Source organism: Bradyrhizobium sp. NDS-1, assembly GCF_032918005.1.
Classification (GTDB): domain Bacteria; phylum Pseudomonadota; class Alphaproteobacteria; order Rhizobiales; family Xanthobacteraceae; genus Bradyrhizobium; species Bradyrhizobium tunisiense.
Genome location: NZ_CP136628.1, coordinates 3,515,239 through 3,527,658 on the forward strand (window position 1 = coordinate 3,515,239; position 12,420 = coordinate 3,527,658).

The following is a 12,420-nucleotide window of genomic DNA, read 5'->3' on the forward strand; positions in this document are numbered from 1 at the left end:
TTCAGATATGTTCCGAATGGCGCCGATACCGGGTCCGCAGTCGCGAGGGCTGCAGCGTCAGGTCATGACCCCGCTTGTCGTCCCCTTGCCAACGTGTCCGAGGGCGCCTCGTGGAACGTCGCGCGGTAGGCTGCGGCAAATTCACCGAGATGATGGAAGCCCTGGGCACGTGCGCACGTGGCCACGGTCGCGCCGCCGCCCTTGAGGAGGCGGACGCGGGTCGCCCACAGCCTCTTGAGGCGAATATACTGGTGCAGGCTCATGCCGCGCACCTTGCTGACTGCGCCGCCGAGCGTCCGGATCGAGACGCCGAACTCGCTGGCCAGATCGGCGGTGTAGATCGGTGCGGTCGGATGGGCTGCGACGTAGTCGTCGATCCGCTGCACGAGCTTGATCGCTCGCTCGCCCTGCACCGAGGTGCTCAGGTCCGACATCGGATCGATCCGAAACAATTCGTCGAGCGCGAGCAACAGGCCCTCCTGGAGATGGGCAGCCACCTCGGTGGTTTCGAACAGGACGGGCTGCACTGATGCGGTTCGCAGGATGTCGAGCAGAAGCTGCCGCGTGTGGAGCAGGGCGGGCCGGTTTGCGATACGGGCCCGCAAGTCGTCGGCGTGATCGAACCAACCCCGGTCCCTCAGCCCGGGGGAGAGGATGATCATTGCATAGTGATTGGTCTGAGGCTCGACGAAATGGCAACCATCGTTGCCGCGGAGCGCAATGAAGAAGCGCGCATCGAGATCCAGGCCCTTGAAGTTGACCTGGAGGCCGTCGGTCATGGACAGGACCACCATCCCGCCCGGCATCCGATAGGCGGTGTCGAGAATCCGCGCGAACGATCTCATCACGATGATGCGGCAGGCCGGCAGGGCGACGACGGCGCGGGCCGCGGCAAAGTTTGGGACGTCGAGCGGAATGCTCCTCGCGTCCTCCATCGACTCGATCGGGCGAAACGCATCGACGTCGGCAAAGCCGATCAGTTGCAGCGCGGAGGATGGAGCGAGGGCGTCGAACAACATGGGCCTGGCCGGCTGCTGAAATGTGACAATCAAATGAACGTCGATACATCGCCATCAATGGCGAAACATCGCGTCTCAGTAAACCGAATTTCAGACCGTAGTATTGCGGACATCATGCCATGGCGCCTGTCAGATCGATGTCGCCGTCAACGTTCCCGGCTGAGGTTGGGCCCGGAAGCGTTGTCGATGAAGTGCAGCCGCGTGCATGCAGAGGGCGCGAGCTTCGTCCCCCTGTCTCAGCTGCCTCTCGAGATGCGTCTGCTGGTCCATGCCCGTCTGCGGGCACCGAAAACGTTCAACTCGGCCGTCACCGCAGAATGACGGTGCGGGCCGATTTATCCTTGATCCAGATCAGTTTTGGAATCGCTTCAGGCCGGCGACACCCGTGCGAGGAATGATCTCGCAAAAGCGAGGGGGCCCAAATGGCCCCCTCAGATGTCACCAGTGGCGATAGCGTGGGCCATAGCCATAATACCGTGGAGCGTAGTAGCGGGGCGCATAATACCGCGGGGCGTAATACGGCCGCGGAGCGTAGTACCCATAGTAGTTCGGACGCCACCAGCAGCGTCCCCAGGCGTCGCAGACCATGCGAACCTGCTCTACACCGGAGACCCCAGGTGTGGCAGGCGCCGGCGCGATGGGCATGGCGGACGCCGCCGGCGATACCGCCAAGCCTCCCAACATGGCACCGAACAGGGACGCGGCGACGAGGCCGATCTTGCGAGTCATGATGTCTTCCTCCGCTTACGCGGGACAGGATATCGAAGTTGTTCTGATCAAATTGTGGCGGAGCCGAAATGTAATGCTGATGAACGGATCTTCAGCAAGTCCGCTCGGCTAACCCCGCGTTGATCGTATCGCCGATGCCATGCCGTAGACCTTGATCCTGCGCAATTCGCAAGTCTGCCTCGGCTCTTAGTGTTGCCGGCGTGGCAGCGGCGTGGTGCTTGCTGCGGGGCAAGGTGAACTGGATGCTGGTCGTTCCAAATCTGTCGATCTCGCCGGAGAAAGTCTTCTTCGTCATCTCGAAATCGCGCCGGTCCGACATCGAGGCGGTCGGAGCGGGCGTCATCCCGGCCTTCGGCGACGATGACATGAGCTATGGGCGAGGCGGGACCACCGACCGGGCGGAGCTCGCGGGCTTTATCCGCGATCTCAATGTCGACGAGCAGATCGACCTCGTGGCGCTGACCTGGCTTGGTCGCGGCGATGGCGATCTCTCCAATTGGCGCGAATTGCAGACCCAGGCCGCGCAGGCGCACAACCAGCGCACCGCTTCCTACCTGATCGGCACGCCAATGCTCGCTGACTATCTGGAGGAGGCGATGGCGCAATTCGGCAAGTCCTTCGAGGATTTCGAAGAACATCTCTGATGCCGACGCGGCCTCGACAAGTGTTTCAAGGAGAGTTGCAATGGACAAGATGAGAATCGACAAGGGCGACTGGCTGGTCGTGTGCGATGGGCGCAAGGCGCTCATTCTGGAAAATCTCGGCGACGAGATGTTTCCGAACCTTCACACCAGGGAGGTGCACGAGCAGCCCAACCCCTCGACCAGCGCGCAAGGAAGCGATGCGCCAGGGCGCCTGCATGCCGCTGCCGGCGGCGTGCGCAGTTCGGCCGAGCAGACCGACTGGCATGACGAGGCCGAGCGCGCCTTCCTGCGGAGCTTGGCCAGCCGGCTCGATGCCGCCGTCAGCGCGGGTGAGACCTCGGCCCTGACCATGGTGGCCTCGCCGCGTGCCCTCGGCATGATCCGCGCCGATTACTCGGAGGTCATGCGCAAGGCGCTTCGGGGCGAGATCGGCAAGGATCTCGTCAAGCTGCCGGTCTACGAGATCGAAAAGCAATTGCTGCTGTCGGGCGCCGCCAAATAGAGGCGCCCTGCAGAGGCCGCGCCAGCGTCCCTCAGTAGCAGGGGTGCCGGCGGCGGTCCTGACCGACATAGGCGGCCGCGCTCTGGTAGCAATGGTTCGTCGACGGGCCGTCGTAATAGGCGAAGGTGCCGGGGGTGATGCCGGGACCGTAATTGTGGATGTAGCTGATCGGATAGGGCAGCGGGTTGACGTAACGGTGGTGCCGGTGGTGTCCCCGCGCCTCCGCGAGGCCAGGGGCTAGGATTGCGGCCGACAGGGCAGCAACCGCGGCTACAAGCGTCAACTTGCTCATCTTGATTCTCCGGGACCCGCGCGAATAGTCCCATCTATAGCCACTTCGAGCCTCCGGGGCACCCGTCCGGCGCCCGGAAATCAGGGGTAATCCCGCAGATTCCCGGGTGGGTGTGACAGAATTGCCTGAAATGCCGTCGAGGCCTGCCCATTTTTGGCCTTTTCGGGATGCTTAACGAATTCCCCACACAAGTATGACCAAAGACTATTCAGTCAAGAATCCTGTCGCCGGCCTGTTGGGGTCCTTCGAGGCCGGTGCATTCCTGAAGGCTTTCGCCGTCACCTCGCCATGCGCATCACGCTTTTGAGCCTGCTGTTGCTCTGCCTCGCCGCCGCTACGCCGGCGCGGGCCGAGCTGCGTATTACCCGTGACCACGGTGGCTATGTCGAGGAATACAAGACCAAGTACAAGCGCGTGCGCGAGAAGGGCGAGCGCGTCATCATCGACGGCATCTGCAATTCGGCCTGCACGCTGGTGCTCGGCATGGTGCCGATGAACAAGATCTGCGTGACGCCGCGCGCCAGCCTGGGCTTCCACCAGGCTTATTACGACAAGGCCTTCACCTTCGGCATCAAGGTCACCAGCTCCGAGGGGACGTCTGACCTGATGTCCTACTACCCCAATACGGTGAAGGACTGGATTCGGCGCAATGGCGGGCTCACCACCGACATGAAGAAGATCAAGAACGGCGTCGAGCTCTGGAAGATCGTCGACCCCTGTCCAGAAGAATGGTGAGCGGCCGACCTGAGTCGGTGTCCATCGCAGCGCAGCATCGTCCGGACGAAATTCGCGTTGCCGCATAGCCCCCGGTGGGGCAATGAAGGCGGCAATGGACCGCAATCAAGAAGCCCTGACCGCCCGCGCCGCGCCGATCCTGTTCGTCCTGCTCTGGAGCACCGGCTTCATCGGCACCAAATACGTCGTCGACAACGCCGATCCGTTGACCTATCTCGCCATCCGCATGGCGATCGTGGTCGGCCTGATGGCGATCATCGCGGGCGTCGCGCGGCCGAAATGGCCTGATGGCATCGGCATCGCGCACAGCGCGGTCGCCGGCATTCTCGTCCACGGCTTCTATCTCGGCGGTACCGCGATCGCGATCGCGCATTCCATCCCGGCCGGACTCTCCGCTCTCATCCCGGGCCTTCAGCCGATCCTGACCTCGACCGTTGCCAATCGCTGGCTCGGCGAGCGGGTGACACCGCTGCAATGGGCAGGGCTCGTGCTCGGCCTCGGCGGCGTGGTGATGATCCTGCACAACCGTCCCATGACCGGCGAAGCCGGGCTTGGCTGGCTCGCCTCGGTGGTTTCGCTGATCAGCATCACGCTCGGCACCCTCTATCAGCGCCGCTACTGCAACCAGATCGACTGGCGCGCCGGCAATCTCGTGCAGTATGTCGCTGTCACCATTTTCTTCGCGATCGGTGCCTTCCTGTTCGAAGACCGCGTGGTGCATTGGACGCGGGAGTTCGTGCTCGCGCTCGCCTGGCTCGCCGTAGCACTCTCAATCGGATCGATCGGGCTGTTGTACTGGCTGATCCGCCACGCCGCGGCGACCTCGGTCGCGAGCCTGTTCTATCTGGTGCCTGCTGTGACCGCGCTGATGGCATATCTGCTGTTCGGCGAAAAGCTCGATGGGCTGGCGATTGCCGGCATGGCGACGTGCGCGGCCGCGGTGTTCGTCGTCAACCGGCGCTCCTAGGCCGGTACGCCCGGTCGGCAAATACATCCCTGACGTGCGGGGCGCGCTCGTGTTAGGCTGGGCTGGTTTCAGCTTTCCTTTCACACGGTGATTTCATGAAGAAGGCGCGGCGCGCACTACTCGCAAGGTCATTGAAGCCGGTCCGGATTGCCTGCATCAACTACGCGGAGGAGATGATAAGCGACCGGATGATGGCGAGGCTCACGGCCGCGCTTCAGAAATGCTACGACGAGCACTTCCTGCCCGTGTGGGGCTACCCCGTCGATCTCGACGTCACCCGCAAGCCGAAGCCGACGGACTGGCAGCTCGTCTATTTCGACGATGCCACCCACAAGAACTTCCTCGGCCGGCACGAGTTGACCCATCGGGGACAGCCGATCTCCAAGATCTTCGTCAAGGCGCTGGGCGAGAACGATCCCGTCAGCCTGGCGGCGTCGCACGAGTTGTTCGAGATGGTGCTCGATCCCATGGCCAATCTGTGGGCCGACAAGACCCGCCATACCCAATATGCCTACGAGGTCTGCGACGCCGTGGAGGAGGAAGCTTTTCTCGTCAACGGTTTTCCGATGTCGAACTTCGTCTACCCGTCCTGGTTCGAGCCGTTCGGGCATCCCCGTGGCACCAAATTCGACCATATGGGGTCGCTGAAGGAGCCGTTCTCGATGACCGAGGGTGGCTACGTCATCAAGAAGGTCAACGGCCGGCGGGTGATCAAGCAGTTCGGCTCAGCGGAAAAGCGCAAGCGCTTCCACGCCGAGGACCGGCGCGGCCATCGCAGCGAATTCCGCGATCCTAAGGGAGAACACTACCCGGGCCGACGCGCATTGAGGCGGCGAGGGTAGGGCCCCGACGTCTCCGGGTGCGTCCGCACCCGGAGACCTCTCCAGGCGGCGCTCAGCGCTTGGCCTTTTTGGCCTTCTTCTTAGACTTGGTGGCTTTCTTGGCGGCCTTCTTCGTGGCCTTTTTCGCGGCTTTCTTTGAAGCCTTCTTTGCTGTTTTCTTCGTGGTCTTCTTCGCAGCCTTCTTGGTTTTCTTCTTGGCTGCTTTCTTCGGCGCTACTTTCTTCGCGACCTTCTTGGCTGCTTTCTTCACCTGCTTGACGGCGGTGACTGCGGCGTCCTTGGTCGCTTCCACGGCGTTGGTGATGGTGTCCATCGCCTGCTCGGTGATCGGCTTCTCGTCGTCCATATCGTCCCCCATTGTTTGAATGGAGCGATAACGATAGCGGGATTCGAAATTGTGTCAAAGCAGCGCTCAACCTTTGCGGATCTTTGCGTAAGCGGCGAGCGCGCGCTCGCGTCCCCTGGCATGATCGACGATCGGCTGCGGATAGGTCTTGCCGGGCGTGATGCCCGCGCTCGCAAGCTCGATCGGGGTTGCCCGCCAAGGCTGGTGGATCAGCTTCACCGGCAGATCCTTCAGCTCCGGCACCCAGGCCCGAACATAGGTTCCATCCGGATCGAACTTCTCGCCCTGGAGCTGGGGATTGAACACGCGGAAATAGGGCGCAGCATCGGCGCCGCAGCCGGCGACCCACTGCCAGTTCGCGGGGTTGCTGCCCGCGTCGGCATCGACCAGCGTATCCCAGAACCAGGCTTCGCCCTCGCGCCAGTCGACCAGTAGGTGCTTGACCAGGAACGAGGCCACCACCATCCGCACCCGGTTGTGCATCACCCCGGTGTGCCAGAGCTCGCGCAGGCCGGCATCGACAATGGGATAGCCGGTGCGGCCGCGCCGCCAGGCGGCAAGCGCCTTCTGGTCCGGTGTCCAGGGGAAGCCGTCGAAGTTCGCCTGCAGGTTTTCGGTGGCGAGGTCGGGGTGATCGTGGAGCAGATGGCGGCAGAACTCGCGCCAGCCGAGCTCACTCAGGAACTTTTCGATGCCCGGTCCGAGTGCCGGGTCTTCATCCGCAGCGAACCGCGCCGCGTGCCAGACTTGCCGGGGGCTGAGTTCGCCGAACCTCAAGTGCGGCGACAGGCCTGAGGTGCCGTCGCGATCCGGGCGGTCGCGATCGCCGACATAACGGCGCGCGGTGTGCTTGAGGAAGTCGCGCAGGCGTCTGCGGGCCGAGGCCTCGCCCGGTGTCCAGCTCTCGCGCAGGCCGCCGGCCCAGTCGGGTTTGGTCGGCTCGAGCCTCCAGCTCTCCAGCCCGTCGCCCGCATTTGTCGCAGCCGGGCGAAGCTCTTTCGGAGCAGACAGGGGTTTTGGCGGATCGCCGAGCGCCAGCACGCGCCGCCAGAATGGCGTGAACACGCGCAAGCCGCGGCCCTCCTTGGTGCGGATCGCCGAGGGCGGGACAAGGAGGTCACCAGGGAAGCTCTGTGAGTCGACGCCGAGCCTTGCCAGCGCTGCCCCGAGTTGGCGCTCGATCGTCTGATGCGGCGCCTGCGCGATCCCGTTCCAGTAGACGGCGCGGGCGCCGCTCTCCTGCGCCACCTCGGGGATCACCCTGGCCACGGGTCCCCTGCGCAGGACCAGCGCTCCGCCGCGCGCGGCGATCTCGGCCGCAAGCGCCCGCAGCGACTGCGCCAGCCACCAGCGCGTTGCGGCGCCGGGTGGCCGCCCGACCCCGTCGTCCAGGACGAAGAGGCAGAGCACAGGTGCGCCGGTTTTCGCGGCGGCGTGGAGGGCGGGATGGTCGGACAGCCGAAGATCATCGCGGAACCAGACGATGATGGGCGGCGCGCTTGGCGTGGTCAGGGAGGGCCTCGTTTGCGATTTGGAAACCATTCCGGGTGGGGCGATTGGAATCGCCGTTAATGCGGCCGTAAGCCGATTGCATGAATATGCAGGAATTACGGGGGTCATTCCAATCATGTCCAATCTTCTAACGGCGAAGTTCCTGCCGCAGTTCAAGCTCGGTACCAAGGCGGTCCTCTGTGCCGTGCTGCTGATCGCCGTGAACACGGCGCTCGTGGTCGGCGCCGGCTATTGGTCGCTGACATCCGCCTTCAATGATCGCGCATTGCGCGACATCGAGGTCAATCTGCGCACGCTGGCGCTGGCCTTTACCGAGATCGTTCCGGACGCCAAGGTCACAATGAGGGATGGCGCGGTGGTGCGCGCCGAGATCCCCAAAATGCCCGACCTCAAGGACCACGCCATCGTCGATCGGGCCGTGTCCTATGTCGGCGGCAATGCGACCCTGTTCGTGTTCGACGACGCGAGCGGGCAGTTCGTGCGACGCTCGACCAACGTGAAGAAGGAAAATGGCGATCGCGCCGTCGGCACCCAGCTTGCCGCCGACCATCCCGGGCAGGCGCCGCTGCGCCGGGGCGAGGCCTATAAGGGGCCGGCCACGCTGTTCGGCAAGTCGTTCATGACCGCCTACTTCCCGGTCGCGGACGCGGCCGGCAAGGTCGTCGGCATTCTCTATGTCGGCATTCCCATGATCCAGTACGAGAGCATGCTGGCCCACGCGATCGAGAGCATGGCAGTGGCCGCCGGGCTCGCCGCATTGCTGGTTCTTGTCCTGACGATGCTGGTCGTCCGCCGCGTCACCCGGCCGCTGATCTCGGTCACGCGCTCGCTCACCGCGCTTGCCAACGGCCAGAGCGACGTTGCGATCGAATGCGAGGATCGCGCCGACGAGATCGGCGAGATCGCCCGCACGGTCGCGGTGTTCAAGAGCAATTCGCTGGAGCGGGCGCGCATGCGCAGCGAGCAGGCGGCAGCCACAGCTGCGGCGGCCGAGCAGCGCAAATCCGACCTGCGCAACTTCGTCGAGGAGTTCCGCGGCAGCGTCGGCGGCGTCCTCGACAAGGTGCTCACCTCGTCCGGCGAGTTCGAGCGCGCGGCGCGGCAACTCACCGACGTCGCACGCTCCACCGCGGATCTGTCGGCTCAGTCCGCCGGCGCTTCCGAAAATGCCTCCGAGCACGTGCGTTCGGCAGCGTCAGCCTCGGACGAGCTGTCTCAATCGATCTCCGAGATCGCCCGGCGGGTCCAGGAATCGAACGCGATTTCCGCGGAGGCGGTGCAGCAGGCCGAGGCGACCGACCAGCGCATCGCGCAGCTTTCCGAGGCGGGCGCGCGCATTGGCGACGTCGTCAAGCTGATCACCTCGATCGCCGAGCAGACCAACCTGCTGGCGCTGAACGCCACCATCGAGGCCGCGCGCGCGGGCGATGCCGGTCGCGGCTTCGCGGTGGTGGCCCAGGAGGTCAAGACGCTGGCCGGCCAGACGGCCAAGGCGACCGACGAGATTTCGAACCAGATCGAGAGCATGCAGCTCGCGACCGAGGAATCGGTCGCCGCCATCAAGGCGATCAGCCAGACCATCGAGCGCATCAGCGGGATCGCAGGCTCGATCTCGGCTGCGGTCGAGCAGCAGAAGAGCGCGACCCACAACATCGTGGCCAGCGTTCGTGCCGCGGTGTCCGGCACCGCCGATGTCGCCGTCAATGTCCGTCACGCGGCCAAGGGCGCCAGCGAGACTGGCGAGACCTCGAGCCGGATGTTCGTCTCCGCACAGGCGCTCTCAGGCGAGAGCCTGCATCTCAAGGCTGAGGTCGACAGGTTCATCGACCGCGTGCGCGCGGCGTAAGTTGTCACCGTCATTCCGGGTTCGGTCCTGCGGACCGCCCCGGAATGACCGTTCGTTGTTATTCGTTGTTATTTTGGCTGCGGCACGATGCGGATGTAGGGTTTCGGTTCCTTCCAACCCTGCGGGTAGATCGTCTTGGCCTCGTCATTGGAGACCGAGCCCGCGATGATGACGTCGTCGCCCTGCGACCAGTCGGCCGGGGTCGCGACGCGATGCTTGGCGGTGAGTTGGAGCGAGTCGATGACTCGTAGGATCTCCTGGAAGTTCCGCCCCGTCGTCATCGGGTAGACCAGCACCAGTTTGATCTTTTTGTCCGGCCCGATGACGAAGACGTTGCGGACGGTCTGGTTGTCGGCGGCGGTGCGGGTGAGGGGATCGCCCGAGATCGCGGCCGGCAACATGCCGTAGAGCTTCGAGACGTTGTAATCGGTGTCGCCGATCATCGGATAATTGGGAGCCGCGCCTTGCGTCTCCTTGATGTCCTCCGACCATTTGGCATGGCGGTCGACCGGATCGACCGACAGGCCCATCAGCTTGACGCCGCGCTTGTCGAACTCCGGCTTCAATTTGGCGAGCGCGCCGAGCTCGGTCGTGCAAACCGGCGTGAAGTCCTTGGGGTGCGAGAACAGCAGTGCCCAGCTGTTGCCGATCCAGTCGTGGAACTTGATCTTCCCTTCGGTGGTCTCGGCTTCGAAGTCGGGTGCGGTGGTGCCGATCGGAAGTGTCATGGTTCTACCTCATCGCATTGAATTTACTGGGAAATTCAGTTCTGGCCGTCATCCTCAGTATAGAGGTCTTGCAAAGCCAAGTGAACGCCCGCTGAACCGGTTCAAGTAAAATGTGAATTCCTTCCTTGAAGAGCCGATTTCCTAGCAACTTTTTGTTACAGCCGCACCTGCGGCGAAACATCTCCACCCGGGGTCACACGGTCTCGCTCGCCCCGATTAAGCCTTTTATGACTTTCATCACACTCGCCCCGGCGCTCCCAGAACCAAAGCGGTCCTGACAGCGACCAATTGGCAACCATCTCGAAAAGTCGCGATCACCGTATCGAATCGTTAACCACCCCTTTACGCCGGCATGAAAATGCTGGTCGATCAGAAGAAGTCTGGAAGTGAACTATGTCTGCCGCTGCGCCTAAGTCTGTCCAATCGCCGTCCCTGGAACCGTCCTGCCGCGATACCGCGGCCCATGCGCTGAGCATCGTGCGCGACGGCGTGATCACGGGCGAAGGCCCGACCACCAAGGGAAGGGTGCATTTCTCCCGCTCGCTCGATGCCGATGACACCGCCTGGTGCACGCGCATCCTGACCGCAACCGCCGTCAACGACCAGCCCGTCAGCCGCCCCGAGGCTGAAATGCTGTTCGAGATCAACGAGGCCGCGACCGAGCGCACCGATGGCGGCCGCTTCGACGATTTGCTCGCCAAGGCCGTTGCCCATTATGCGGCAAGCGCCTCGGGCCTGAAGGTGCCGCCGCGCAGCGTCGCCTTGTCGGCCGATACCGACATCGAGAGCTGGGCGCCGTCCTATGCCTCCAAGGTCAACAGCGAGATGCTGGAGTGGATTGCCGGCCAGATGCGCGGCAAGCGCCACAACAACCGGCGCCTGATGGCGATGGTGGCGACCTTCCTGGGCGCCACCGCGCTGCCTCTGGCGGGCCAGTTGCCGAACGTGTTCGACATCGGCATGTAACAACCGAGATACTCTCGCGTCCCGTGCGGGGCGCGAGCGAAAGCGGCGGGGTTATTCCCCGCCGTTTTTGTTTGCGGGCGTCCGGCTCGAGCCCGAGCGTGCGGCCCGGAAGCCGGCGGCGTCGTTTGGCGCGCCGCTCGAAGTCAGCCATCCAAAATCTCCGTACTGACATCGTGAGGTGCGAGGCGTGCGATGCGGATGCATCGCGTGCGGAGCCCCGAAAGATGAGCGGCTGCCGAGCCGGGGCAGCGGGGGCGTCGCCCTTCGAGGGCGCTGAAGAAGCGGCCGCCTCAGGGTGACGGTCCGAGATGATGCATGCTGCAGCTTTCGATAAACGCTTTCGACGTACAGACACACCCTCGCATCCTCGCGGCGCATCTCGCCCGAGTTTTGCTCGTCGCCTTGCCCTCGATTGAAAGAGGGCGCAGGGAAGGCCGGGAGCCGGTTGGCTCCCGTGGACCGCCATGCCAAGAGCAGACTGCGTGTGCTTCATGCATAGCGGGAAACAGGGCAACCGGAGCATCCCGGCCTTCCCTGCGCAGTGGTTGGAACGGCTTATGTCGTGCTTTCCCCGGGGAGCGTTGCACTATTGCCCCCGTCGCCTTGCGGATGACTGACGCGTGCGTCCGGTTGGACGACACACCTCACCACAAGCCTTGACGCACAGACCCCGGGCGCCAGGACCACACGATTTTGCCGTACGCTGGAATCACACCGGTCGTGTGCGCGACGCTCTCGCTCACGGTTGCCCGCCCTGCGAAGCTCTTCGCGCCGATGTGACCTGCGTCCACCGCCGCCCGGCCCGCGTTCGTGACGATCGCGATACGTCCCCCTTCCTTGGGCCGGGTTGCCGCAACACATGCGCCCTTTCCGAATTTCGGTAAAGTGGAATATTTTCGGCGGCGCGGATTGACCCAGCGCTCGCGTGTTTTGCCCGACGGGCAACGCAAGGGGTTGTGTCCGGCGTTCAATCCGGCGCGGTTTGCACCGGTGGACTTGGAGCAGGCGCCGGCGCGGGCTTTGGCGCCGTCGGACGGCGGTCGGCCCTGGCAAGATCGCGGCGCAGCGACAATGGCGCTGCGTGCAGGGCAAACGCGATCGCGATCTGCGTTCGGTTCGAGAGCCGGTATTTGCGCATGATGTTGCCGATATGCGCCCGCACCGTGTTCTCCGAGATCTTGAGCTCGTAGGCGATGTTCTTGTTCTGCAGCCCCCGCGCGATCAGCATCATCAGCTCACGCTCGCGCGGTGTCGGGGTAATCGAATCCTTCGGATCCGGGCTCATGATGGGC

General features: G+C 63.9%; 14 protein-coding genes. 7 read left to right on the plus strand and 7 right to left on the minus strand.

Going from position 1 to position 12,420, the window contains the following annotated elements:
• Positions 1–62: 62 nt before the first annotated feature.
• Positions 63–1,019, minus strand: coding sequence for an AraC family transcriptional regulator (locus RX330_RS16480; RefSeq protein ID WP_317243662.1), 957 nt, complete (start codon positions 1,017–1,019; stop codon positions 63–65).
• A 438-nt stretch (positions 1,020–1,457) separates the two neighbouring features.
• On the minus strand, positions 1,458–1,748 hold the full coding sequence (locus RX330_RS16485; RefSeq protein ID WP_249153775.1) for a hypothetical protein: 291 nt from the start codon (positions 1,746–1,748) through the stop codon (positions 1,458–1,460).
• Between the two features lie 242 nt (positions 1,749–1,990).
• Between RX330_RS16485 and RX330_RS16490 the strand changes: the two genes are divergently transcribed.
• Together RX330_RS16490 and RX330_RS16495 are read left to right on the plus strand one after the other, a co-directional pair.
• The gene (locus RX330_RS16490) at positions 1,991–2,392 is read left to right on the plus strand and encodes a DUF3775 domain-containing protein (protein WP_317243663.1); all 402 of its coding nucleotides are present in this window, start codon (positions 1,991–1,993) and stop codon (positions 2,390–2,392) included.
• Between the two features lie 40 nt (positions 2,393–2,432).
• Positions 2,433–2,894: a host attachment protein gene (locus RX330_RS16495; protein WP_212092154.1), complete on the plus strand. Its 462-nt coding sequence runs from the start codon at positions 2,433–2,435 to the stop codon at positions 2,892–2,894.
• A gap of 31 nt (positions 2,895–2,925) precedes the next feature.
• On the opposite strand, the gene RX330_RS16500 is transcribed toward RX330_RS16495, so the two are convergent.
• Positions 2,926–3,186 (minus strand): hypothetical protein, encoded by a 261-nt coding sequence (locus RX330_RS16500; protein WP_212092153.1) that lies wholly within the window; start codon positions 3,184–3,186, stop codon positions 2,926–2,928.
• Positions 3,187–3,474: 288 nt separating this feature from the next.
• Between RX330_RS16500 and RX330_RS16505 the strand changes: the two genes are divergently transcribed.
• The 3 genes from RX330_RS16505 to RX330_RS16515 all read left to right on the plus strand — a co-directional run bounded on the left by RX330_RS16505 (position 3,475) and on the right by RX330_RS16515 (position 5,730).
• Positions 3,475–3,921, plus strand: coding sequence for a hypothetical protein (locus tag RX330_RS16505; protein WP_212092152.1), 447 nt, complete (start codon positions 3,475–3,477; stop codon positions 3,919–3,921).
• Between the two features lie 94 nt (positions 3,922–4,015).
• Positions 4,016–4,888: a DMT family transporter gene (locus RX330_RS16510; RefSeq protein WP_317243664.1), complete on the plus strand. Its 873-nt coding sequence runs from the start codon at positions 4,016–4,018 to the stop codon at positions 4,886–4,888.
• A 95-nt stretch (positions 4,889–4,983) separates the two neighbouring features.
• The gene (locus RX330_RS16515; protein WP_212092150.1) at positions 4,984–5,730 is read left to right on the plus strand and encodes a hypothetical protein; all 747 of its coding nucleotides are present in this window, start codon (positions 4,984–4,986) and stop codon (positions 5,728–5,730) included.
• 52 nt (positions 5,731–5,782) lie between these two features.
• On the opposite strand, the gene RX330_RS16520 is transcribed toward RX330_RS16515, so the two are convergent.
• Entirely contained in the window at positions 5,783–6,076 is a 294-nt protein-coding gene (locus tag RX330_RS16520; protein WP_317243665.1) for a histone, read from the minus strand.
• Positions 6,077–6,142: 66 nt separating this feature from the next.
• Complete coding sequence (locus RX330_RS16525) at positions 6,143–7,618, minus strand: cryptochrome/photolyase family protein (protein ID WP_317243666.1); 1,476 nt, start codon at positions 7,616–7,618, stop codon at positions 6,143–6,145.
• An 85-nt stretch (positions 7,619–7,703) separates the two neighbouring features.
• Here RX330_RS16525 and RX330_RS16530 point away from each other — a divergent pair, with 85 nt between their 5' ends.
• On the plus strand, positions 7,704–9,434 hold the full coding sequence (locus RX330_RS16530) for a methyl-accepting chemotaxis protein (RefSeq protein WP_317243667.1): 1,731 nt from the start codon (positions 7,704–7,706) through the stop codon (positions 9,432–9,434).
• Between the two features lie 68 nt (positions 9,435–9,502).
• Here RX330_RS16530 and RX330_RS16535 read toward each other — a convergent pair whose 3' ends face one another.
• Complete coding sequence (locus RX330_RS16535; protein ID WP_212092146.1) at positions 9,503–10,162, minus strand: peroxiredoxin; 660 nt, start codon at positions 10,160–10,162, stop codon at positions 9,503–9,505.
• A gap of 393 nt (positions 10,163–10,555) precedes the next feature.
• Here RX330_RS16535 and RX330_RS16540 point away from each other — a divergent pair, with 393 nt between their 5' ends.
• On the plus strand, positions 10,556–11,128 hold the full coding sequence (locus RX330_RS16540; RefSeq protein ID WP_212092145.1) for a hypothetical protein: 573 nt from the start codon (positions 10,556–10,558) through the stop codon (positions 11,126–11,128).
• A 967-nt stretch (positions 11,129–12,095) separates the two neighbouring features.
• Here the strand turns inward: RX330_RS16540 and RX330_RS16545 are convergent.
• A complete protein-coding gene (locus RX330_RS16545) occupies positions 12,096–12,413 on the minus strand; it encodes a response regulator transcription factor (protein WP_317243668.1) in 318 nt (105 codons plus the stop codon).
• Positions 12,414–12,420: the final 7 nt, after the last annotated feature.

Bases quoted from the DNA above. Each gene is read 5' to 3' on its own strand.
- RX330_RS16480 (WP_317243662.1), bottom strand. From the start codon at position 1,019: ATGTTGTTCGACGCCCTCGCTCCATCCTCCGCGCTGCAACTGATCGGC.
- RX330_RS16485 (WP_249153775.1), bottom strand. From the start codon at position 1,748: ATGACTCGCAAGATCGGCCTCGTCGCCGCGTCCCTGTTCGGTGCCATG.
- RX330_RS16490 (WP_317243663.1), top strand. From the start codon at position 1,991: ATGCTGGTCGTTCCAAATCTGTCGATCTCGCCGGAGAAAGTCTTCTTC.
- RX330_RS16495 (WP_212092154.1), top strand. From the start codon at position 2,433: ATGGACAAGATGAGAATCGACAAGGGCGACTGGCTGGTCGTGTGCGAT.
- RX330_RS16500 (WP_212092153.1), bottom strand. From the start codon at position 3,186: ATGAGCAAGTTGACGCTTGTAGCCGCGGTTGCTGCCCTGTCGGCCGCA.
- RX330_RS16505 (WP_212092152.1), top strand. From the start codon at position 3,475: ATGCGCATCACGCTTTTGAGCCTGCTGTTGCTCTGCCTCGCCGCCGCT.
- RX330_RS16510 (WP_317243664.1), top strand. From the start codon at position 4,016: ATGGACCGCAATCAAGAAGCCCTGACCGCCCGCGCCGCGCCGATCCTG.
- RX330_RS16515 (WP_212092150.1), top strand. From the start codon at position 4,984: ATGAAGAAGGCGCGGCGCGCACTACTCGCAAGGTCATTGAAGCCGGTC.
- RX330_RS16520 (WP_317243665.1), bottom strand. From the start codon at position 6,076: ATGGACGACGAGAAGCCGATCACCGAGCAGGCGATGGACACCATCACC.
- RX330_RS16525 (WP_317243666.1), bottom strand. From the start codon at position 7,618: ATGGTTTCCAAATCGCAAACGAGGCCCTCCCTGACCACGCCAAGCGCG.
- RX330_RS16530 (WP_317243667.1), top strand. From the start codon at position 7,704: ATGTCCAATCTTCTAACGGCGAAGTTCCTGCCGCAGTTCAAGCTCGGT.
- RX330_RS16535 (WP_212092146.1), bottom strand. From the start codon at position 10,162: ATGACACTTCCGATCGGCACCACCGCACCCGACTTCGAAGCCGAGACC.
- RX330_RS16540 (WP_212092145.1), top strand. From the start codon at position 10,556: ATGTCTGCCGCTGCGCCTAAGTCTGTCCAATCGCCGTCCCTGGAACCG.
- RX330_RS16545 (WP_317243668.1), bottom strand. From the start codon at position 12,413: ATGAGCCCGGATCCGAAGGATTCGATTACCCCGACACCGCGCGAGCGT.